General features: G+C 35.0%; 18 protein-coding genes. All 18 read left to right on the top strand.

The window, feature by feature from the left end; all coding sequences use genetic code 11:
• Positions 1-48: 48 nt before the first annotated feature.
• The gene (locus MHB37_RS11970) at positions 49-1,092 is read left to right on the top strand and encodes a tyrosine-type recombinase/integrase (RefSeq protein WP_405169291.1); all 1,044 of its coding nucleotides are present in this window, start codon (positions 49-51) and stop codon (positions 1,090-1,092) included.
• On the top strand, positions 1,082-1,282 hold the full coding sequence (locus tag MHB37_RS11965) for a hypothetical protein (RefSeq protein ID WP_405169290.1): 201 nt from the start codon (positions 1,082-1,084) through the stop codon (positions 1,280-1,282). The genes MHB37_RS11970 and MHB37_RS11965 overlap by 11 nt, the downstream gene beginning before the upstream one ends.
• 72 nt (positions 1,283-1,354) lie before the next feature.
• Positions 1,355-1,771 carry a hypothetical protein gene (locus tag MHB37_RS11960; RefSeq protein WP_076130177.1) on the top strand — a complete coding sequence of 139 codons (417 nt, stop codon included), beginning with the start codon at positions 1,355-1,357 and terminating at the stop codon, positions 1,769-1,771.
• 71 nt (positions 1,772-1,842) lie between these two features.
• Positions 1,843-8,985, top strand: coding sequence for a phage tail tape measure protein (locus tag MHB37_RS11955; protein ID WP_405169289.1), 7,143 nt, complete (start codon positions 1,843-1,845; stop codon positions 8,983-8,985).
• A 45-nt stretch (positions 8,986-9,030) separates the two neighbouring features.
• Complete coding sequence (locus tag MHB37_RS11950; RefSeq protein WP_405169288.1) at positions 9,031-13,455, top strand: phage tail spike protein; 4,425 nt, start codon at positions 9,031-9,033, stop codon at positions 13,453-13,455.
• An 87-nt stretch (positions 13,456-13,542) separates the two neighbouring features.
• Positions 13,543-14,253, top strand: a complete 711-nt coding sequence (locus MHB37_RS11945; RefSeq protein WP_405169287.1) for a hypothetical protein — start codon at positions 13,543-13,545, stop codon at positions 14,251-14,253.
• A gap of 129 nt (positions 14,254-14,382) precedes the next feature.
• Entirely contained in the window at positions 14,383-15,123 is a 741-nt protein-coding gene (locus MHB37_RS11940; RefSeq protein ID WP_405169286.1) for a hypothetical protein, read from the top strand.
• A gap of 120 nt (positions 15,124-15,243) precedes the next feature.
• A complete protein-coding gene (locus tag MHB37_RS11935; protein ID WP_405169285.1) occupies positions 15,244-15,735 on the top strand; it encodes a hypothetical protein in 492 nt (163 codons plus the stop codon).
• Positions 15,736-15,754: 19 nt separating this feature from the next.
• Complete coding sequence (locus tag MHB37_RS11930) at positions 15,755-16,360, top strand: phage tail domain-containing protein (protein WP_076130184.1); 606 nt, start codon at positions 15,755-15,757, stop codon at positions 16,358-16,360.
• Between the two features lie 16 nt (positions 16,361-16,376).
• The gene (locus tag MHB37_RS11925) at positions 16,377-17,021 is read left to right on the top strand and encodes a hypothetical protein (protein ID WP_076130185.1); all 645 of its coding nucleotides are present in this window, start codon (positions 16,377-16,379) and stop codon (positions 17,019-17,021) included.
• Entirely contained in the window at positions 17,021-17,662 is a 642-nt protein-coding gene (locus MHB37_RS11920; RefSeq protein ID WP_405169284.1) for a hypothetical protein, read from the top strand. The genes MHB37_RS11925 and MHB37_RS11920 overlap by 1 nt, the downstream gene beginning before the upstream one ends.
• 20 nt (positions 17,663-17,682) lie before the next feature.
• Positions 17,683-18,834 (top strand): hypothetical protein, encoded by a 1,152-nt coding sequence (locus MHB37_RS11915; protein ID WP_405169283.1) that lies wholly within the window; start codon positions 17,683-17,685, stop codon positions 18,832-18,834.
• A gap of 24 nt (positions 18,835-18,858) precedes the next feature.
• Complete coding sequence (locus tag MHB37_RS11910; protein WP_076130188.1) at positions 18,859-19,401, top strand: hypothetical protein; 543 nt, start codon at positions 18,859-18,861, stop codon at positions 19,399-19,401.
• An 83-nt stretch (positions 19,402-19,484) separates the two neighbouring features.
• Positions 19,485-20,108, top strand: coding sequence for a hypothetical protein (locus MHB37_RS11905; RefSeq protein ID WP_076130189.1), 624 nt, complete (start codon positions 19,485-19,487; stop codon positions 20,106-20,108).
• A gap of 19 nt (positions 20,109-20,127) precedes the next feature.
• Entirely contained in the window at positions 20,128-20,478 is a 351-nt protein-coding gene (locus tag MHB37_RS11900) for a hypothetical protein (protein WP_076144787.1), read from the top strand.
• Between the two features lie 17 nt (positions 20,479-20,495).
• A complete protein-coding gene (locus tag MHB37_RS11895; protein WP_405169282.1) occupies positions 20,496-21,065 on the top strand; it encodes a hypothetical protein in 570 nt (189 codons plus the stop codon).
• A gap of 4 nt (positions 21,066-21,069) precedes the next feature.
• Entirely contained in the window at positions 21,070-22,188 is a 1,119-nt protein-coding gene (locus MHB37_RS11890) for a hypothetical protein (RefSeq protein WP_405169281.1), read from the top strand.
• A gap of 16 nt (positions 22,189-22,204) precedes the next feature.
• Positions 22,205-25,168: a hypothetical protein gene (locus tag MHB37_RS11885; RefSeq protein WP_405169280.1), complete on the top strand. Its 2,964-nt coding sequence runs from the start codon at positions 22,205-22,207 to the stop codon at positions 25,166-25,168.
• Positions 25,169-25,213 lie beyond the last annotated feature (45 nt).

Genomic DNA, 25,213 nt, shown 5'->3' with positions numbered 1-25,213 from the left:
ATGGGGTTTGATTCTACTTAAACCAAAATATAAATGAGGATTGATTAAATGACCAAAAAATTAAATAAACAAAATACTTTACGTGATCCAGCTAAAAAACAAGCAGAAGTAACTGAGGAAATGTGGCAACAAGTAAATCAAGATTATAGAGAAAAGGTTGAAGAATTCGTTTCGGTACAAGACCTCTCCCCTGCAAGTCGTAAACAATACATTAGTGTTCTTCGACAATTTGGTTGGTATATGCATACTTCAATGAACAATAAAGCATTCTTCAAAATTACAAAACGAGATTTTCTTAGATACTTGAGTTACATCAGAGATAACAGAAAAATGTCCTCATCAGCAATAGGTGTCAGAAAATCAGTAGTTTCAAGTTTCTGCAATCATATTGAGAACATCATTGCCGAGGAAGAACCGGAATACAAAACTTTTAGGAATTTTACTCGCGGTCTCCCTGCTATCGCTAAAAACCGTACATATGAGAAAGTAAAAGTAACAAAAGATGAGTTTGATCTTATGATGAATGTCCTAGAAGAGGATGAAAACTGGCTGGGAATGGCTTGGCTTGCCACTGCATTTCTTGTTGGTGCAAGACGTTCAGAGATCATTCAATTTAAAACTGAGATTTTAAATTATGAAATTCCTGATGATATGGACTTTGTTATGTCTCATACAGTTCGTGGTAAAGGCAAGAGTTTAGACGGGAAGCCATTGCAATATATGGTTCCTCTCGTTGTCCTTCCTTTCTGGAAGAAGTGGGTTGATTCAAGAGGATACGAGAGTGACTACATTTTCACCACTAAATATTCCAATGAGATCAAGGTAATGTCTACTGCTTGGGCAGATGAGTTTTGCTCAAATACTCTTTCTGATATTTTGGAACGAAGAATTAACGTACATATTTTCAAAAATTCTTGTATTACTAATCTACTCGAATCTGGTGTTGATATTAAGTTGGTCTCTAAGTTTGTCGCCCATCACAACGATATTTCTACCACTCAAATTTATGATCTTCGAGATTTTGAAGATGAGAAAAAAAAGATTTTCAGTACTAAGAAAAAAGACAACTCGGAGGAAAATAGTGAAAGCTAAATTTCATGATATTGAAGTAGAAGGAACGCCAGAAGAAGTATTAGAATTCAAGTTGCGATTGGAACAAAAATATCAAAATGCGAATTATATTAACACCCATTATTATACAATTACAAAGCCTGTTTCTGTAAAGGCAGAAGCTATCATACAAGCTATGGAGAAACTTACTTCAAAAAAGGTGTCATTCTAATAAAACTATCATTTGATCATAAAAATACATAATTAAGCCCTTTATAATAAGGGCTTTTTAGGGAGTTTAATTATGAAAATTAAAAAATTCGAACTCGAACCATTCATCGCCTACCTCCATGCTCTTAAGTTAGATCGAGTAGATAGTCGAATGCGCTCACGATTCAAAAAAATACTGATTGAGAAGTATCAATTATTTGCTGATGAACTAAATGAAATTAATGAAAATTATGCTGTCAAAGATGAACAAGGTGGAATCGTCGTCGATGATAACAAGTGGACATTTAGTAATAATGATGAGCGACTTAAAGAAATTCAAGATTTAAGTATTGAGGAAATACATATCGAACAGAACGAAGAAAACAAAAAAATGCTTCTATCAATCAAGGAGTCTGTTTTGAATCGTGGCCCTTCTGAATTAGAAGGAAAAGAAGCCGATGTTTATGATTGCTTATCTGAAATTGTTGAACAAATCAAATATGAAGAATAGTAAGAAGAGATTTTGAATCTCTTCTTTTTTATATTTCTCTTTAAATATTAAAAGGAAGTGACTCAAATATTATGGCAAACCCATTGGCTATACTAATCTCAGCAAAACTAAATTCGGGTCTCGCAATTAAGGATCTGAACACATCAATCAAAGCTTTAGGTAAGCATCCCTCCCTTCAAAAACTCGATTTAAAACTAAACATAGATAAATCATTTATCTCTAGTGTTTCATCTTTATCAAAAAATTTAAACACTATCACTTCTCAGCTTCAACAACAAAGTGCTGCTAATAACAATGTTAATAGTAGCTTAAAGAGTACTACTCAGAGTATTCAAGAGCAAACAAAAGCAACAAATGAAGCCATAAAAGCCGAAAAGAAATGGCAAGTTGAACGAGAAAAGACCAATAGTAAAGACATAAAGACCGTAACATTGGGTAACAACGTTGATAATTCCAAACAGAAAGTTACCTATTTTCCTCCAGACCCTAATACCGGAACTAGAGCGATTAAGAATATTGATAATGTCACCAATCAATTAAAAGATTATAAAGCGGTAGAAGCTTTAGATAGAGACCATTATAATGCTTTAAAGTCTAATCAGGCAAAAATTGAAGCAATGGATAAGGTTCATTATCTTGCACTTCAAAAAAATCGTGAAATGGATTGGAAAAACCTTCAGGCTGCGAACAAGCAATTTGAAGCTCTAGATAAAGCACATTATCAAGCCATTATTGCCAATAATGATATGATTGCTAAGAATCAAAAACAGACCCAGTCATTGATCAATTCTGCCTTTTCGGGCAAACAACAAGTTAATAGTCCTTCCAATGGGGTTACTGAAGCTAAGGCTCTAGAAGTCTTAAACAGGCAATACGACAAGGTTTTGAGCAATCTTAACAATGCTAAAAATAGTGGGAATCAGTTAACTGTTAGTGAATTATCTGGGATCAATCGCAGAATCGAAGCACTGAACAATCTTGCCTCAAGACAAAAATCTATTGAAAAAGATCGTGCAACCCTCTCCTCCGCTCAACTTCGTGCAGAAACACAAGTTAATAATTTGTTGTCTGGTAGATACAAAGACAAAGTTGATGCACCACAGTTAACAACGTTATTAAATCAGTTAAAAGCGTTAGATACACAAACTGCTAATTTCAAAGGAAAAACAAAAGAAATTACAGATCAAATTAATAGAATTAGTGCTGAGGCAAAAAATGCATCTCCTAGTGTTCAAGGACTGGGAGATACTTTAAAGAAAACATTCTCAAGCATTCTTATGTATGCTGGAGTAGGTAGCATTTTCTATGCATCAATTAACGCCCTAAAACAAATGACTCAAACTATTGTTGAAGTTGACTCTCAATTAACACAACTGAAACGTGTAATGGACGAAGATACTGATTTTAATAGTATGATGGCGAAAAGCATCGATTTAGCAAATGAACTTGGCAGAAGCATAAAAGAGGTAAACGAAAATGCTATCGGTTTTGCTAGAATGGGCTTCGATGAGAGTCAAACAATTGAACTTGCAAAAACAGCAACACTATTTCAAAACATTTCTGATTTAACACCTACAGAAGCAGTTGATACTTTAACCGCTGCAATGACAGTATTTAATATAGAGGCAAGTAAAAGCATAGAAGTAGCGAATAAAATTAATGAGGTAGATAATAATTTCGCCGTCTCTAGCCAAGGGTTGGCACTAAGTATAAATAAATCTGCGTCTGCCGCAAAAACATTTGGAGTTTCTCTAGAAAAATTAATCGGAGATACTACAGCAATAACAACAGCCACTAGAGAATCGGGAGCAGTTGTCGGCAACGCACTGAAAACAATTTACTCTCGCCTTACTACAATGGAAAAATCAGAAGGTACACTTGCTGACGTTGGAATTAAAATGCGTGATTTAAACAATGAAGTTAAAGATGCTCCCGTTATTCTTGATGAGTTGGCTTCTAAATGGGGAAGTTTATCAAAAGAGCAACAACAAAATACTGCTGTAAATCTTGCTGGCCGCTTTCAATTATCTAGATTTTTGGCACTTATGCAAAATTACCAGATTTCTATCAATGCAACTGAAACAGCTCTCCATTCACAAGGCTCTGCCGTTTCCGAGAATGAAAAGTACATGCAATCACTTGAAGCTAGAATTCAAAAAATGAAAACAGCGTGGGACACTCTCGCCCTAGCAATGGGTAATGCAATTATTTCAGATTCTGTAGTTGTTATAACATCATTATTAACAAGTCTAGGAAATGTTTTAACTTCAACAATTGAACATTTTGGTGCATTGCCTGTTATATTCGGAGTAATTTCTTCGGGGATCTATCTCCTTAACGCTTCAATAAGAGCTTTCGTAACTAACTTACTCGGCATCACAACTTCAGCTACTGTTGCAACTGGAGCCTTGGGAAGAATGACCGCTGCGCTCTCAATGGTAAAGGTTGGTATGAGATCTCTGATGGTAAGTAGTTTAGTTGGTGTTGCATTTGCAGGACTTGGGTTCATTTTAGAAAAGGTAATTGGTCATTTTTCAAAGGCATCAGAAGTTATTGGAGAAACTGAATCAAGCCTTGATAGTTTAAAAGACAAGACTGGAAATTTAAAAGAACTTCAAGATCTTTCAAACGAGTACAATTCCTTAGCTAATAACACCAACAAAACAACTGAAGAAAAAATAAGACTTGCAAGTGTTGAATCTGATTTAGCTTCAAAGCATGGCGTTACCATGAAAACAGTTGAAGATCAGACAGATGCTGTACAAGCAAATACCGCTGCTATCACGGAAAGAATTGATAAGTTAAAAGAAGAAGCGGCAATTGAACAACAAAAGGCTTTAGATGAGTATAAAGCCAATAAAACCAAAATTAACTCAGATATACAAAAACAAAAATCTGCGCGCGATACTGCTCAAGCAGAAGTGGACTCTTTAACTACTATACAAAAAAATCTTGAGAAATCTATTGCAAACAAAGAAACAATCAAAAATGATAAAGGGCAACTTGGTAATTTTACTAGTTATCAGACAGTAATCAAACCTGAGCATTATGATATTTCTGGACTTGACGGAATTAGCGAATCTATAGCTCAAGCAATTATTGATGCTAAGAAAAAAGTGGACAGTTCAGGTCTAGAACTTGATAAAGCTCTTAGTAAACGAGAACAGAGATTTAAAGCAGAGTTTAGTGCCATTGCAGACACAATTGAAGCTAGCGGAACAGAAGTTAAAGCGTCAACGAGGGTTCTTGCTGATGGTTTTGCTTCAATAATCGCAACATCAGATGTTGATGATCTAAAAATTCTTGAACAATATAAGAATGAAGTATTTGCTATTTTTCAGAACACTGATATTACCAGTTTGGATGATGCGATAGCTGCGTTAGAAAGATTTGCTGGAAGTGAAGGTTTAAAAAAAGAGCAATTTGATATTCTTCAAACATCTATTAGCGCACTAAACTTTCAAGGTATAAATGATGGTGTTGAAGGATTAGGCGATGAATCCGAAAGCACAGAAAAAAAAGTTCTTTCATTAGCAGATGCCATGAAAGCATTGGACAATGGATTGAATGGCTCTGAATCACAAATCAATGATTTTATTGGTTCGATATCAGCAGCTAAAGACGATATTGATCTTTTAGATAAAGCTCAATCTGAGTTATCGGAGAACAATATCTTATCCTCCCAAACAATCAAAGCTGTGAGTGAGAAGTATTCCGATTTCATAAAAGTAACTGGTTTAAGTAAAGATGCAATTTATAAATTTATAAAAGCAAAAAAAGAAGAAAAAAATGTAGTCATCCAGTCTGAGATGAATAAGACTAAGAAGACTATAGAAGAAACGTCAAAACGAATTGCAGCGATGAAAGATGAGTACACAGTGATGGTCGCGTTAATAAATGCTCATGCTGACGATTTAACCTCCGATAATTTAGCCCTTGAAGTAAGAGCTATACATAAGAAAAATCAATTTAGCGAAGAAGAAAAAATGCTAGAAGCATTAAACACTAAATACAGTATACTCACCAATACTTTAAGCGATTTTAAAACGGGTTCTAGTGATACAAAGAAAGAGACAGATAAGCTAACTGATTCATACTCTGATACGGTTGAAATCCTTACAGAACTACAAAAACAACTCAAAAATATAAAGAAGTTGCAAGATGAAGAGGAAAGTAAGCGCAGAAGAATGCGCCAGAGTTCAAAAGAATACCAAGACTCTCTTAAGAAAACCATCGATCTTAAAAAACAGGAGTTAGCTCTGCTAGAAAAAGGTGCTAAAGATCCCTCACAACTTGTTTCAGCTAAAGTACAAACTACAGTTAAAACCTCATCGGATAATGCAAATACCACCTCTACAAGTGTAAACTCTGGCTCTTCTTCGATTGATAACATGCTTTCGAATGCTCTAGGACTACAAGGTAAATTCACTTACAAACAAGTATCAGGAAAATTCCAAGGAACATACGAAGAGTTTGTTAAAGGAGCAACATCAGACTGCTCTCAGTTTGTTCAAGAGATGTTTGATGAGTTTTTAAATATTAACCTCCCTCGTACTGCTGCGGAACAAGCGAAACAAGGTGTATCAGTATCCAAGGCAGACTTGCAAGCTGGAGATTTAGTATTTTTCAATACAACTGGGAAAGATAATTCTCATGTTGGTATTTATACTGGTAATGGTAAGTTTGTTCAAATGGGCAATAGTGGATTAAAAGAGCAGGATTTAAACAGTAAGACATGGACAGAAAAATACACATATAACGGTGCTAAACGTGTTGCTAGCTCACCAACTCAGTCTGCTTCATCGTCGGGTGTTACAACTAACAAAAGTGGTAATACAACCACAAAGACCACTGGCGCTACAACCAGTGAGATTGAAAAAGCTGCTGAACAAAATGAACAAGATAAAATCAATCTAAAAAATGAAATTACTGATGCGGAAGTTCAATTTCTTGAGTGGATAAAATACGTTGCAGACAACGCCGTTGAGGAACAGGAGCATCTCATTGCTGCCTCACAGAAGAGACAAGAAAAACTTGATCCAACTAGTGATGCGTTTAAAAAAGAGAATCAAGTTCAGGTTAACATTCAATCAAAAATTCAGGGTATCAAAAACCAAGAATCTTTGGATTTGCAAAAGTCTATTAAGGAATTCGGAATAGAGTCTGACGAGTACGACAAGTTAATCAAACAATTGCAAACAGAACGCGCGGATCTTCAGTCTGAGAAATATAAGAAGCTTGTTGAAAATATCACTCTTAGTATAGATGCTACTAAAGAACACATAGCTGAAATCGACAACCTCATTGAGCAGTCCCAAAATAGAATGGCTGAATCGAGCCAAGGTACTCCTGAGTATAACAAAGAATTGAATCTCCAAATCGAACTCAAAAAGAAACAAAAGAAAGAGAATGAAGAACTAGTCTCTTCTCTTGAAAATTTAATTAAGAGTGAAAATCTTGATGCCGCAACCAAGAAAAATCTTAAATCTATTCTCGATGATTTAAAATTAAAAGATTATATTGCTGATATTAAAGAGTTAAACAACGAACTTATATCTTCTAAGTCTTTTCCTCTTGAAGAAAAATTAGCCACATATAATTATCAGTTGGATCTGTCTGAATCCAAAATGAAATCATATGTTGAGGGTTCAAAGGAATTCAATGATGAGGTGCAAAACCAGTTAAGCATACTGAAGAATAAGATTTCTGTGACTGAAGAACTTATCGCGTATGAAGAAATACAGTCACGAAATGAAGAACTCACTTCAGCAGCAAGGGAAGATCATAATAATAAACTTAGACAATATACTCTGAGTTTATATGATTACAAAGATGCTGTTAAATCGTTATTAGAGACTTATGCAGATAGGGTTATTGAAGATTATAAGAATCTCCTTCAGGAGCAACAAAAGCTTCAGAAGGCTGCTTATCAGAAAGAAAAAGAACTAGAGAATGAACGTCATGAAACCAGAATGGATAATCTGGAAAAAGAGCTCTCGGCTTTTGAAGACAATATCAATGCACAGTCAAAAAGCTTAGATCGTGATGTTGCTGAGGAAGATTATACTGACCAACTAGCAAAATTACAGAAAGAAAAATCAGAATTAGATGGGAAATTTAGCAACCTTCTTCTCGACAACTCTCTTGATGCAAAGTTAAAGCGCTCTGATCTACAGAAAGAGATTGATGCTAAGACTGAAGAAATAACGAAACTTCAACGTGATAGAGAAATAACTATTCGTAAGGATGGATTATCTGATCAGTTAGAAGACCGTAAAAATGCCGTTGATAAAGAAAAGAAGCTTGAAGATGATAAAAATAAGGCGTTCATAAAGAATCTTGAGAATCTCGAGAAGATAAATGACGATTATTATGATGGTTTACTGAATGATGAACAATATTTCTACAACATGAAGCAAGCTCTTATGAGCGGAGATACTGTTAGAATTCAAAATGAACTGGGTATTGTTCAGGCTGCCTATACTACTTTTTATCAAGAACTGGAGAAGAATTCGAGTATATATGCAGAGAAAATCGCTTCCAATCTAAAATACGCGATTTCTTTAGATGAAGAATATGCGAAAAACTATCCCCAATCAAGTACCGACAGCGGAAGCACAAGTAATGGCTCTACATCCTCTTCTAGTAGCTCAGGTACAGGAATAAACACAAATGAAAGAGATTCTGTTTGGAAAGAATATCTATCTAATAAACAGAAAGCAGAACAACTAAAAGTTGACATGAGGACACTCATAAAAGAATCTGACACTTATAAAAACAAACAATCTCAATTCGAGAAATTAAATAATACTAATCTTGGCTATCGCTCCAAGTATGGATTTCCAGATGGATCATACGATGAATTAAAAAATATCACTAAATATCACAACGGTGGTGAAGTTGGTGTAGAGGGAACCACAACAAAAAAATGGTGGGATAATTTTGAAGTTCCAGCTTTACTCAAAAAAAGCGAAGTTGTTTTGGATCGCCCAAGAGATTTCTTTAGTGAGATTGTTGGGAATATCAAAAACAATCTGAGTAATGCTTTGGCAAACGTTATTCCTTCTTTATCTACATCTGGTAAGGGGGCTCAAGCTATTGATAACAGTCTCAGCATACATATTGGTAATATTACAGGTGATAAAAAGGGAGCTAAAATAGTCACTGATAGCATAGAAGAATTATGGAAAAAGAAAACAAAACAAGGTTGGTAAAATGTGAGGCTGTCTTTTAGACAGTCTCTTTATTTTGGAGGTAATATGCTAGGAGATATCGATTATTTCAAAAAACCGTATAAGCCCAATTACTTTCTAGCAAAGCCAAACAAAGAAATTATAAGTAAATTAAGCGAAGCGTATGGTGACAATTTAAAAACACCTGTAAATGAAACAAATGAACTTTCATTAAATATCCCTTATTTTATTGACGACAATCATGTTCTTCTTAAAAATAAAAACATTGATTTAATTAAAGAAAATTATTTGATTAAACTAGTTTTCGGGAAAAGTATAGGCTGGTATGTAATCACCACTATTAATGAAATTATGGATGAAGATTCTAATTATAAAAAAATAACTGCACTAAGTTTAGAATTCGAACTAGCACAAAGAGTTTTAAAAGGTTATAAGGCTGAATCAAAAGGTGCAAGGACTGTAGTTAATGAAATCCTAGATAAACCAACTTGGAAAGCCGGAGATATTGATGTTGATTTTGAACTGTCTAAACGCAGCTTTGAATTCTTAGATAATAAAATACTCGGCTCAATTTATGATATTGGAAATACTTATAATGCAGTAACTATCTTCGATACAGAAAATAAATTGATACACATGAAAAAACCCGAAGTATTTGGACTAGATACAGGCTTAACTTTTTCCTATGAGAGTCTCTTGAAAAGTTTTGATAAAAAATCAGACGGAAACGAGGTTGTGACAAGACTATACCTTGTTGGGAAAGATGGTCTCACTATCAACTCCATCTCCTCTACTGGTCAAAGCTATCTCGAAGATTATTCATATTACATGTATCCTTTCACCAGAGACGAAAATAAAAATGTTCTTGAACATAGTTATTCAATGACCGACTCACTCTGTCATGCAATTTTGGATTATCAAGAATTAATTGAGAAAAATAAAGATCAATTTCAGTTATTAAAAACTCAGCGTGATAATTACAGTACAGTTATTTCAAATAAACAGTCTGAACTAGTTGACCTTCAAAATCAGCTAAAGGTAATTTATAATATCGTCGATAATTATCAACTTGGCAATAATAATGCACCAACCATGTTTTTTGAGTCACTAAACTATGATGGAATCACGAAAACTGTGGATTTTAGTTCCCTTCAAACTATGTATCAATATGGCGTGATGATAAAACTTTCTAACGCACAAAATGTACAAGTATCTCTGAATGGTAACTTAAAAACAATTGCCTCGAATAAGTGGACACTATTGGGAAAACTCAAAGATTTAACTACTAGTAGCATTTTACTAATTGGCAGCGGTATTTCTAATATTGAAATACAGGTCACCGCTATAAATGATTCAGAGTTTAATAATCTGAATAATGATGATATTATTATTGATCGTTATTCTCCAAATAATAAGCAGATGCAAATCGACGTTAAAAAAGCAGAAATACAAGAACAAGAAAGCTATCTTACTATTATTATGGATCAGATAACCTCTCTCCAATCCATTTTATCTAGTAGCAGCAATTTTACCCCTTCTCAACTAATAGAACTACAATCGTTTATTAAGGAAAATACATATAGTAATGATAATTGTATTGATCCTCTAGATCTACTTACTGAGGGTCAAAAACATTTTGATGAAGTAAAAGTACCACAATTAACAATGGATGTTGATGTAGTCAATTTTCTAAATGTGATCGAGGAACAGTCAAAATGGGATAAACTTGTATTGGGCGATTATATTACCGTAAGATATGAGCGCATAGGAGTAAAAGTAAAAGCAAAAATAATTGAAATTAATTATGATTTTGAAGGACAAACTATCTCACTTACAATCGCTAATGTAAGAAACGATGGCAGCGCAGCATCAAAAATGAATGACTTTTTGAAGAAGAATGCAAATTATTCTACTACAATCGATGCAAATAAAAAGGATTGGCTAAGCGCAGTTACAGATGTTTCTGACATGAGTTTGTTGTTTGATCAATTCTGGGATAAAGTCACCAATCAAATTAATATGAGCGTTAATAATACTGTTTTAACTGATAACCGAGGAATAACAGTTTATGATCCAAATGATATGTTAAGATTTCTAAGAATTACGGCTGGTAGCATTGGAATCACAAAAAGTGGTGGATTAAGATATGAAACAGCCTTAACACCTGATGGGATTATTGCAGAAACACTGTTAGGAAAAATTATCCTTTCACAACGTGTTATTGTAGGTGATGCAGCAGGGATTTGGATGATGGAGGGACCACGCACAACCATAAAAGATAGATATGGTCGGGTTGCAATGATGTTGGGATTATACGAAGAGAATCCAGATAAGTTTGGGATGATTATTAATCGTTATAATGGTAACGATATTAACTCTACACTAATCAACAAGGTCATAGCTAATTCTGAGAATGGGTTTACAATTCAGCGATGGAATGGTCATTCATTTGATGATAAGTTTTATGTTGATACTGATGGCTTACTTTTTGCTGAAGACATGACTACTAAACGTCTTAAAATAATATCTGATCAAAATGAATTGTTACTTGATAGTTATACCAAAGAAATGAATATTGGTAAGTTCACTGAGATAATTACTGATGGAAAACTTACAGGTATTGAAAAACTTCAAGTTCTGGGTGAAAGAACCCGAATAATGTCGGAGTATGCTAAGCTACTTGATCAAGCAAATATTTATAAAACTACAAGCAGAGATGCCTTGATTATGATTGACATCCCTCCTTTTACATTGGCTTACAACAATCTGATTTCTTACCTCTCTCCACTTCTCTCTGATAATAATATGACTATTACTTCAGATATTGATAGGGACGAATTCATTTTGAAATTTAAAGTATACTACGATCAGGTTGTTGCTATTGTTCAGGCGATTAATGATTCTATTAAATATAGTAGTTTGCAATTGGGGTCACTCTACAACGGTGTATTATTGGATTCAATAAATGGAGTTACCGTTACACGTTCTGATGAAATGTATCGAACAAGGCTAAACGCAACCGATGGAATCTCAATAGAAAAACAAGTCAATGGTAATTGGATTAAGAAGTTCTATATTAACGTTGAAGACAGTCGGCTTTGGGTTGAAGAATTGGTCGCCAAAAAGCTAACGATTGTTAACGATTTTAATGATGTATTTTTAGATATTGATTCCAGTTATCTTAACATTGGTCGGTTCACAAATATCATAACCGATAACAAGCTGACCTCTATTGAAAAGCTAACTTTAAAACAAGAGTGGCAAACTATTCAAACTGAGTATGTCAAATTACTACAGCAAGCCAATCAGTATAAAACATCTCAAAGAGACAACTATCAAACCATACTCATTGACATTCCCCCATTTACCTCTGCATTTAACGATCTTGTTGCTTATGTAATCCCCCTATTAGCTGATATGAGCGTGACAACCGACATTGATAGAGATGTATTCGCCAACAAGTTTCAAGCATACTACAATCAGGCACAAAGGATTATAAATGAAATAACAGACGCGGTTAAATGGAGTAGTTTACAACTTGGTCAAAGCTATAACAAAGTAGTTATTGACGCAATAAACGGTATTACAGTTACTCGATCAGATAGTATAGTTGAAACTGTACTGAATGCCACAGATGGAATCTCGATTAAACGTAACGGAGAAAAGGTTTTTTACGCGGACACATATGGTGTACTTCATGCAATCGATCTTGTTGCCAAGCGATTAAAAATTACTAGTGATCCTTTCGGTGGAGAATCAGAAGATGCTCTAATGATTGATGCATCGACTAAAAGGTTGTATTTGGATAGATGGGATCTTATTGGTGCGTCTCGTATAGAAACAGAAATGCTTGCAGCTTCAATAGTATCTGCTGAATTTGGTTTTATTTCTGATCTTACTGCACAACGTCTTTCAACAATGACTCGTTCAGCTATCGGTAGTTGGGCAAATTATATAAACATCGAAGGAAACTCCATACAGTGGATAACTGGTATAGCAGCTCAAGGCTCACATAAGACGCTCTCAGATGGAAGAGCGTTATATTGGGTTGACTCTTCTCAAACGGGGCGTATGACTACAGATGTAACTTCTTGGCCTGTTTATGAGTATGTTGTTGATAATAATAATAAGAAAATCAAAGCACAGTTTTCATTTGATGGTACAGGCAATGATGCTAACCCTTTTATTGATATGGGTATTGGTGACGGATCGCCAAACGGAGCAAAGGCAAAAATAGCAAAATACAACGGTGGACTGAAAATTAATTATGGAAGTAGTAACTATGGTTTTGAACGAAGTGTTAATGTTGCCGATGCTGGTATAACAATCAACTCTGAAAAAGGTAATACTACGATATTGACAAAAGATTTTACTGTAACTTCAGACAATGGGACTATCAAAATTGGTAATTCGACAGGTGCCATTATTGAAATAAGACAAGATAACAAAATAATGTTTAAAGCATCTGAGTTTCTCTTTGAAAACATATAAAGTTAATTATTTACTTAGAAAATCCGATATATAATGGTATATGATGTAAGTAAAATATAACCATATATAAATTGGAGGGTACATAAAATGAAGAAGATTTCAACATTTGCGCTTGGTTTAATAGTAGGAATATCACTCACAGCAGCAACATCAGTAGGAGCAGCAACTATCTATCTTAAAGCAATTCCTAAAACAGTAAAAATTGTAGTAGGGGACAGTCAAAAGTCTGTAGAAGCAATGAACGTAAATAGCAAATTATACATTCCTGTTCGTGATGCTGGAGATAGTTTCGGATACTCAGTAAGCGGCGTAACTTCCTCTGCTGTTACATTTCAAGAAGGAGTATCTGTTGGATCTTCTGAGACTGGGTCAAACAAAAGTAAAACAGAATCAAGCAATGTAGGAGGAGAGTATGTGCAAGGATTGCATGATAAATACTCAACAGACGGTATACTAGATGTTGATAAAGTTAAGGCTGGAATTGCAGCAGCAGAAATAACAGTGAATGCACAAGATAAAGAAACTGGAAATAGTCTACTGCATTACGTAATCAAGGAGAATAACTTTGCTGTTTATAATGTGATCAAAGTGAATAGTCTGAATGTTAACCTGCAAAACAAGGAAGGAAACACCCCTCTTCATACCGCAATAATTGAAAAAAATAATTTTTACTTTGGAGAGTTAATAAACCAATATAAGGCTGATGCCAAGATTAAAAACAATCAAACTAAACAACCTATTGACCTATCTGAGAAAAATTCATCTGAATATATTATGTTGAAAGGTTACATGATGTAGTCCTCCTTTATGCTATATCCTACGAAAAAGAGCCAGTACAATTTGTATTGGCTTTTTTGTATGCTATGTCATTTTTCTCCCCCCCTTTTCATGGTACAATTTACCTATAAAAAATAGGGGGTTTTTTGTTTGAAAAAAACAGTTCTTGTCTTATTATTATGCATAATCCTGAGCGGTTGTGGAAATCAAAAGAAAATTGATGAATTTATAACAGTAGCTGATCAATATGTGGTTGAGTCTAAATATGAGACTGCCATTGATACATATGAAAAAGCACTTGAGCTTAAAGAAGATCCATCAATTAGACAAAAGATTTCTGAGGTAGAAGAGAAACAATTCCTACAACAGATAGATGCCATTAAAAAATATAGGCAGAATGGAGAATTAGAAAGTTCTGTTGCTTTAATAAATAAACTTCTGGACAAAAAAGAGAATCCAGAACTAAGAACACTCTTAAGCGAAATAGAAAAAGAAAAGATTGCAGTTAGTAAAGTTAAATCATACCAAGAGAAAATCAAAGATGTAGTTAGTTACTATCTGCAAGACTCTAATTATATTAGTCCTGTAAAAGTCAATGAGGCAAACGGTATTTTACGTGAAGCAATATCAAACCTAGAATCACTTGATTCATCTGGAGATGCAGCAATTTACTCTTATATTAGAGAAGTTAAAGATAATTATGATTATGGTGTGGTTAAACGTTTTACTGAAAGCACAATGACCGACGATGCAGATGTCTCTGAATCCCTGGGTTTTATGTTTGATGAGATGGCAAGTATTAATGAAGCAACAGGAGAGTACTTTATTCTATTCGTAGGCGAGTCTGTCAAAGCTATAAATAATCTTTCATACCCTTCTAAATATAAATGATACAATTCATGAGGGATGTATTTAGATATCGCTATTTCATATAAAATAACAGTTTCATCAAGAAAGCCTCCACTAAAACCCTTATAAATTAAGGGTTTTTTATTATGTCTTTTTTAGGATGTGAATAAAATCGCAAAAATTGCAGTCAATGGTTCAAAAATTGTAGAAGTAACAAAACCTGAGCATGTAACTTATAGCATTGAGAACTATGTTCCGAAATACTGTGCTGGATATGATCCAGATACAAATCTATGTGTGAATTGGCAAGGGGGATATTGGACTTCTGCGGGTTCTGGTTCAACAGGAGCCAAAATTACTGGAACTGTTTCATCTTCCTCATCTCTTAAAGTAACAGGAAATAGTGCTGCAAAAATCGGAGATACCACTAATGAAGCTTGGGTAGCCTCGCCTCCAATTCCCTCAAGTAATGGTTCAACGAGATATACGGCAACTTCTCCTGTTTCTGGTAGTGGACAAGGCTCCATCACCGAAGGGAATGGTAAAAATGTAAAGCTTAATGGACAACTAATTGCAACTGTAGGAGCAGAAGTTACAACATGTTTAGGCAATAAAACAATAATTGCAGATGGAAATAATCTCATCAATATGTAAGTAAAGAAGGTGAACAAAAATGACGATACGTGATTCCCTCTTCTTCTCTTTTGCTGGAAAGGAGTCAGTTGACTATGGCATCTACAATGTCAATATGGAATCAGGAATGCAAGAAGAAATATTCGCTCCGTCTGCTGAGATTATCGAGGAAACAACTAGAGGAAGAGATAAACCATATTTTCAAGGATTAAAACGTGAACCATTGAAGTTTTCAGTAAACTTTGCATTTAAAGATACTTGGGATACTCAAAAAATTAGAGAAGTTGCTCAATGGCTAACCTCTCATGAGTACTATAAAGAACTATATTTTACTAATGAAATCGGTAATTCCCCTGAGCGAATCTTCTATGCGCTGGTTGTTGAAGATCCCACTCTTATCCACAATTGCTTGAAGCAAGGGTATATCAAACTTACCTTTAGGTGCGATTCTCCCTACTCTTATACTCCAATAACCACTAGTAGAGAATATATATGGGAAAAATCCTCTGAAAGTGTCGGAATAACTGACTTTTCACAAGGCGATATGAAATCACTTATAGTTAATAGTTCTGGGCATTTAACTCTAAACCCAATTAAACCAAAATGGAGTGACTATCCCAAAGGAACAAAATGGAGTGACCTTTAAGAAAGGAGATTAAAATTTGGCGACAACATCGAATAAGCTTGCTTTAAAAATCCCTTCATATACGGATGAAGTCGAACAAACGATCAAGGATCTCGTTGAGAACTTCATTATTCTTGATAACATATCTGAAGAATATGTATCCAAACCGCCTACCGATGGTTTGTTTAACGCTGGTAAACGTCTATGGAATAATTATCAGTCAACGCAGACACATGTAGGATGGTCAAACACGAGAACAGGAAATTGCGCACCTATTTGGGAACCTTCTAAGTTTTACAGTGTCGGAAGTAAAGTTGTACCTGCTAGAGATAACGGGCATTTTTATGAATGTATCCAAGGAGGGAACTCTGGAGTTACAGAACCAATATTCCCTGTATCAGCAAATGGTCAAGTTCTAGATGTAAGAGGTTCTAATACTTGGATTGCATCTCACATGTATAAAGTGAATGATATCGCACTGCCAAGTATAGACAATGGAAGATTCTATTTGTGTATTCAAGCAGGTGAATCTAATGCCTCTGAGCCCGTATGGTCATTGGTTGATGGTAATACCGTATATGATAAAAATGCTGCTTGGAGAAGCTATAGAATCGCAAGATGGAAAGAATCAGGTTCAGCAGCTTTATTTAAAGCTTTTGGAAAGTTTGACGAGGTAATCTGATGACAAATTGGAAAAGTATTTGCAATCTTACTGGTTACTATACTTCACCTGTACTTACCATCCCTTTGGTGTGTGATGGTGCATTAAGTAAGATTTCATGGATATCATCTATAGATCATGAAGATAGGGTTATTGTACAATCTAGGCTTTCTCAAGATGGCTTTAATTGGTCAGAATGGCGCGAGTGCACTAACAATGGTAGCATTCCTGAAATAAATGAAAACACCTACATGAATAACTTGAAAATTATGATCCGAATTATAGTTGATGCAAAAGATCATCTTGTCCCTCCTACAATTCAGAATAGTATCCTATTCTATTTCGAACCAGTCATTGTCTTCAACAACAAAGGAAACGTAAATTGCAAACCAGAAGTATGGATAACCAAAGTGGATAATGGAAGCTTGAGTATTATTAATACTTCAAGAAATAATGATGAATTCAAGTTTAATGATTTGGTAGATAAGGAGGTAATTTACGTGAACAATGATCGAGAAGACATACAATCAAGCAATGCCATTACCTATAGGTACAAAGATTTTAACGATAACTACCTTAACTTTCCTCCGGGTATGAACATCTTAAAGATCGATGGCAAAGCTAAGATAAAATTTAAATACCAATTTGGCTTACTCCAGTAATTAAAAAAGGAGATTATATATTGGCTAATGTTCAAACATATTTAGAATATAATGATCCACTAACAATTATTTTTCGCTCAGGTAGCCCAACTGATCCTTACAAGGATAGAGCTGATTCACTACCTGTCATAAATAACATGATTACACTTTTAGAAATTCCATCTAAATCAGATCGTGTCACAATTGCTGGGATGACTGAAATCGATCAAGAAGTCTTTGAAAACAGACCTTCTCTCTTACCTACCGAATTCCTCGTTAATTACTCCATTGGTGCTATACAAGTACATAGTTCACTCGAAGGAACAGCTCAATTATGTAGATATAAAGGTAAGGGTTTGATAATGTACCCTGCTAGTCGCATCTATGCTCTAACAAATAGAAATCCAGATGTGGTTGTAACATTGCAAGATTACATAGAAGAAATTCAAAGAAAACTTAATGAAACATATGATGGAATTACTCGGCTAGAGAGTACGATACTTCATTCAGTCGAGGTAACGGAGAGAGCAATATTAGCTACCGATAATGCAAATCAAGCAACTGAAAAAGCAGAAACTGCTGCGAAATTGGCTCAAAGTGCTTATGACACTACTAGACTTGTATTTTTAGAGCCTGTTGCTACTCTACAAGACATTCCCTCGAAGTACCCAACCCCTCTCGTTGGTTGGACAGTTCAAACCTATAAAGATGGAAAAAGATACCGTTATGATGGAAGTCGTTGGATTGAAATTGATATTTTTGGATCTAATCTGCAAGTTGTCAATGAATACAAAGATGGACTCATGTCTATTGCAGAACATCTGAAGTTAAAATCATTTCCTATTGAATTAAAAGAAAGAGTAATTGCATTTTCATTACCAGATGCCGTTCAAGGAATTATTGAGAATTTCATCGTATTTCCATTCAAAGGCGAAATCACTGAACTGAGCGGTTATTGTGCTACATCAGGAGAATTGGTTACAATCCTCTCTTTGGAAAAAACGAGAGACCTTAAAAATTGGTCAGAGATCACAGATAGAAGATTGCAATTTGAACCCAATCAAAATTTTGATGATAAAAAAGTTACTTTTCGAAACATTAATGTGGAAAAGGGCGACATTTTTAGGATCAACCTTACTCAGCAAGGGTTAGGAATAAATAATTTAACAATAGCTTTAAAAATAAAAATATAATACATACTAAGGAGTTTATAACATATGGCTAATCCTATCATCAGTTGGTATAACGCGCTGCATTCAGCACCTATTGCCACGCCTTTTAGTTTTGGTACTGTTGATGCAGACGATCTCTCCCCTGCTTTCACCTTTAATATCTGGAATAATAAAGGTGGGACAACAGATGTATCAAAAATGGAGGACTGCACAATTACAACACGAGACATGTCTGGTGGTCTTGGTAATACCAGTGGTTCTGAAATCGAAGTTGTAAAAAACAATTGGTTCCATTGCCAAGTTGATTCACTTGGTGAGTCCGATTTAGCTCAAGAATCCAGTCGTATTGGTAAGGACTACAGTAAGCCCATTGGTACTACAGGTTCAACTAATAAAGATAACACCGGAGCATCATATCCGACTCCTATTAAGCCAGCAGCAAAAGAAATCTTGGGAGTAAAGAACAATGGTGTTCCTACAGATGCTGCTGGTAATTTCGCCACAGTAACCTTACAGGCTGATGTACCACTTGAAGCAAAAAGCGGCCAGCAAAGCTTCAAGGTAAGGGTTTCGTATAGGTACGTTTAAAATTAAATATATATAAAACTATTAAAGAGACACTTTTGTGTGTCTCTTTTTTTATTCTCACAATACAATGTGGAGGGATTTTTTTGATTTTAGGAAACTCGCATTATCGTTTTTCGCCTGTTAAAGAAGGACAAAATTTTATATGGGTCGCTGATTATATGGATGGAACATATCTATCTGAATATAATTTTGAAACCAGAGTACAGAATAATTATTATCAAATCGACAAAACCAAATTAATCCGTTTTGGACTCATTGGAATGGGATCACAAATCTATTTCGATGTTGCTAACGGAATTTTTAATATTAATAAAAATCGAATACAAATCTCCTATATTGCCAATGAAGTTGAGTATCCATTGACAGGTAGGACATTTTTATATAATGACATCACTCAATATAAAGATGCTATTGGTGATGGAAAACTTTTATCTAAGACAGCAAGCGGAAGAATTAAAAACCATATTGAATCACATGTCATTGGATATAAAAAGGCAATGGACTTAGCTGATGTTAATATCAATTTTAAGAATCTTTTACATATCCCTCAGAATAAAAACATTCCACCTTATTTAGAAATAAAGATCTCAGTAGACAAAGATTTAGATGGTGAATTAGTAATTAGAGTTAACGGATTAGTAGCTAATAAAATTCATGCTCCACTAATTAAGAATAGAGCTGGAGTTTACAATTGGGAGCTAATTTAAAAACAAAGGAGAAAAAGACTTGGATAACTTTTATACAGATAACTATGGAAGAGTTTGGGGAAATAAAGCTATTGCTGATGAAGTAATTATCACAACATCTAACAATGAAATTACTATTTCATCAGGAAATCATGAATACACTTTTAACGTTCCTACAGGAGTTTATAAATCCATGTATGTTACTGGAACATCAGAACTTATTGAAGCGATTAAGACTGTAATACAAAACAACTCTTATCCAATCGAGGTCTTTTTCGGTGGGAATCATAAGGATGTAAAATACAATTCAATTGTATTTAGATTGTCTAATGGTGAAGAAATACAAGATATTACAGGTACATTCTACGATCACTTTTTTGATGCTGTATAAATGGAAGGTGAACTGAAATGGCAACACAAGAAATAGGAATACCTATTGAGTTTGAAAAAGGAACTTTTAATAACACTGTCTTTTTAAACGGAAAACTTCAACTTATTGAGTTAGCAAAAGATGATAATAACCAAATCATATATGCTCCAGAAGGATATTGGATCTCTGAGACTATACGTGTAGCAGATAAAGTTACATCCTTCAAATACATAGCGAAAAATATTATGGGCAGCGGTTCGTATAAGATTTACACTTCTTCATCTCCTGATGGTTTTGAGTGGACTGATTGGGCAGAAGTAAATGCTGTTGATGGGAAAATTAATTCTCCGGTTGGATATTATGCAAAGATCAAAATTTTCATAAATGCAACTTTGAGTAACATATCCATTACGATTGACAATTTTGAGACAAATGGAAAATATAATAACTCTTTTGTCAATTCTTCAAATGGTGTTTTAGAGCTAAAGAAGACATACATTTCACCTTATGTAAAAGGTTCATCTGTTAGTGAAGGATCGCTATCAAAAGCTCCAGTGATGAAAACACAATTTAAAAAAATAGATAGCATTAATATTATTGGAGGGTAAAGTCATGGGATTTCCAGCGACTACAGGGTCATTAAAAACAAAAGTTAGTGATATGAAACTCGGTGATTACATTGTATGCAAGTACGTAGCTTCTAGTGGAGTTGTGGGTGTGTTCAGTGAACTTGGGACAAGTACTGCTACGGAAATACCGGTGATAGGGTCAGCAACTCCTAATGGAAGTTTTTATTTAGTAAAGGTTGATAAAGGCTTGTTGGCTGCTGATAGAGTTATTCAGCATTTAATATCGTGGGAAGCCCTGAACTCAGGCAAAGTAATTCAAGGAATTGAATTTGTAACTTCCTCAATTAATCAAATGCCTATAATGACAGATTATAATATTCCATCAAATATCAATATAACAAAATATCCATCCAATCAGGATGGTAATGGTCAAGCATTCCGCATGTTTGATTCAGATACCAATACACAAGCAGGTTTGTTTACAGTGATGAATGGTGGAACTTTTGCTGACAACTATATTCAAATAGAGATGGATATTCCTAGATGTGTTAATCAAATGACAGTAACCTTCCCTACATCAAACGTTACAATTGATTACTATCCATCTGGTTGGACATTTCAAGGTTCAATAGATGGGAATATATGGGATACCTTATATGTGCAAACTGGACTAACTGCTTGGCAGAGAGGTGAAGTTAGAGGTTTTAAAATAATCAATAACACCTCTTACAAGTATTACAGACTTTTTCGTGTGACTGGACCGAAAAATATAGCGTACTTTGGAGAGATGAAGCTTGAAGATGCCAGTAGTTATGCAACAATCCGTTCACTCACAGGTGGAGTTACTTTTGCTGATGCTAATGGTAATGGCATTACCACTACTACTGATTTGGGATATGGCATGCTTCCTACAAACAACGAATGGGACAGATATATATCTAACTTTCCATCTAGCAAAATTCAAGTGGGGAAGACATTGGATGATGTATTCCATTGGAATGGTGTAGCTACATGGAGTCAAGATACTCCGAATTTAGCTATTAAAGCGTCTACGTCAAGAATAGCTAGAGGGTACGATTCTTTAAAAGGTGGCAGACACAACGGAAGCGCCCAAGCAGTTACATTTTATGGATTTCGTCCTGTCTTCGAATATCAAGAATAATTAGGAGGTGAAATATATGGCTACGATAGGACAAGCGTTAACAGCGCCCGAAAGTGGGTGGACAAGATATGACAATAAAGATGGGAAGTTCATTTTTTCAGGAAGTTGGGGAAGTAGTGTTAACTCAAACCATTGGAATGGGGAGGGTATATACAATGGCAGTGCTGATGCCAATTCTAAAATAACCTTTCGATTTTATGGTACAAAGTTAAGGTGGATTGGATTCTCATCGAGTGCCTATCATTCAGCAGTTAAAATTACTATTGACGGAATTTCTGAAACATTTAGTTCTGTAGGCAATGAAGTATATCAAGCGCTTCAATATGAAAAAACTGGACTATCTTTAGGTGTCCACACCGTAGAGGTAAGTGCCAATTCTGTTGCGAAGTATTTTTACTTTGATGCTATTGATGTTGATTCAGGTGGATATATCATAACTACTTTGTTAGGACAAGCGTTAACAGTACCAGAAGCAGGTTGGCAACGTTATGACAACAACAACGCAGCCATTCAATACATTGGAAGTGGGTGGCTGACAGACACTAATGCTGGACATTATCAGGGGACAGCGAAATTTACAAAAAACCCAACAGATAATATAAAGTTCACATTCATAGGGACAAAGATAAGAATAATTGCATCTAATGATGTATGGTCTGCCCTGACAGCTACTATTAAGATTGATGGTTTGCCACAAGTCTATAATCAATTTTATAGTAATGGTTATCAAAAGTTGGTTTTTGAAAAAACTGGATTAGAACTGTCACATCATACGATTGAGATAATCGCTAGTGGTGCAACATCCACTCTCAATGTAAATTTAGATGCTATTGACATTGACTCGACTGGCAGACTATATCATCCAGATGAGGTAACTGTTATTAAAGATCTTGCTATCGGTAAACGAATTCGATGTCATTATCAAGCTTACACAGGTGCTATAGGTACATTTAGTGGACTAGGAAAAGAAACTTCTGACTTTATTCCTTTCGTAAGTTCAGCTACGCCAGATGGAGACTTTTACTACATCATGGTTGAGGATTGGAATGGGCAGAAGAGATTGATTGCAGATAGAAATGTCCAACATAGTATATCGTATGATGTGCTAAATAGTACAGGTATAGCTAGTGGCAGTGGACTACCAATGACCGAAATTCTTGGAATAGGTTTCTTTAGTAGTGTTGTATATGTAAATCCTGTTAATGGATCGGATACTAACTCTGGTTCATACATCTCTCCTGTAAAAACCATAAACAAAGCCTTAGAGGTATCTATTCAAGGTGGGGCTATAAGGTTGCTTGACGGCATTCATACTATCAACACCACCAATATGTCACTCCATGATTTATGTACGATTAAGGGTATTACTTTTGTGGGCAATAATAAAAAGACAATTTTAGAAGTACCTTCATGTTTAGGCGCATATGCACAAGGTGTAGGAACAAGCGCCTATTTTTATAATATGATAATTCGTAGAAGTGATAGCGGTTTGGGCGATGCCCGAATGTTGTGGTACAGTTCCAACGTGGATTATAAATTGAGATTCTATAATGTAGCTTTTACTAAAAGTCCCAATGGTTCTTTCCCATCTAGTTGGCATTTTGTATGGTCACCTAATGTTGTAGTTAACAATAATGCATACTTTGACAATTGTTCATTTGTTGCTACTCCTACAAATGTAGAAAGCGGATCAACGACTGATGTAGTTAGATACCGAAACTGTGCTTTCGGAAATTCAACTGTATCTTCAAAAACACTTGGTGGTTTGTTCAATTCAACTTTTGACTCATCGTCATTAAATATAACATCAGGTAACTGGATGAATGCTGGTGTAGGTTTTAATTCAGATGGGACAGCAACAAACATTGGTGTGTATGGTGGGGGATATAACTGGTCTACATTCGTAGTGAAACAAATGGATACGGAACACAAACTTACCGTTCGTCTTCCAACTGGTGGTATATCTGCAACAGATAAGGACAACGAATGGGACAAATACATTGTTAGTTCTACTTTGAATGGGACAATTAAGGCAGGAGATGATAATGTTTGGAATTGGAGTGGTAGTGGTTTCGTTTGGTGTAGTACGTCATATTCTACTGCAACTCATAGAATAACAAGAGGTAAGACTACAGCAGACGCTAGAGATTACTATTCATCAGGCACATCTAATCTTATTATTCAATTCCGCCCTGTCCTTCTAATCGACTCTCAACTACTAAATAAATCATTTGTTTTATTTAATGGTGAATATAAGAAGTGGGTAGAAGGAAGTCCTGCAATCGTCGAATATCAACCTACTACAGCTATACCGAAAATGACATCAAACACCTCTCCAAATGGTCGTGCATTTTCAAGTTCGATATGGGGATCAGCTTATGATGCTTGGTACGCTTTTGATCAAATAGACAACAACGAAGGATTTGCTACCGCAGGTGGAACTGTAGTAGGACACCTCGGATACGAGTTCCCAACTGTATTAAAGATAGGAAAATATGCTGTAAGAAGTAATGCTTCTTTCACATACCTTCCTAAAAACTGGACATTTGAGGGTTCTAAGGATGGTACTAGTTGGACTGTTCTAGATACAAGATCAAATGTAACATGGACAACCGCAAACGTTGACAAGGAGTACATTATTCAAGCACCACAAGATTATAAAATGTATAGGTTGAACTTCACAGCAAATAATGGAGCGTCTTATACATCTATAAATGAGTTGAAGATGTATATTGTGACTAATGAATTTCCTGCCATCCCATCATCTTTAAAAACAATTTCGATAACATTACCTTCTGTAGACACTTTTAAAAGTGAGGGAATGAATGATTTATCTGTATTAAATAGAAAGTCTAATATATTTACTTTCCCAATGGATGACAACGGGACATCTGGCTCTGTGTTAGGTAGCGGCAAAGTTTTTAAAGAGAAGATTGATTTGAAGAGGTTCTTTGATGTTAATAGTTTGAGTGTGAAGTAGAGATTAATTCTCTACTTCTTTTTTTATTGAAATAAAAATTAAGTG

The sequence above is a fragment of the Paenibacillus sp. FSL H3-0286 genome, from assembly GCF_045040705.1.
In the GTDB taxonomy this organism is placed as follows: domain Bacteria; phylum Bacillota; class Bacilli; order Paenibacillales; family Paenibacillaceae; genus Paenibacillus_AQ; species Paenibacillus_AQ odorifer.
Note: the sequence above shows the minus strand (reverse complement) of the source record. Positions and strands in the feature narration are given on the sequence as shown.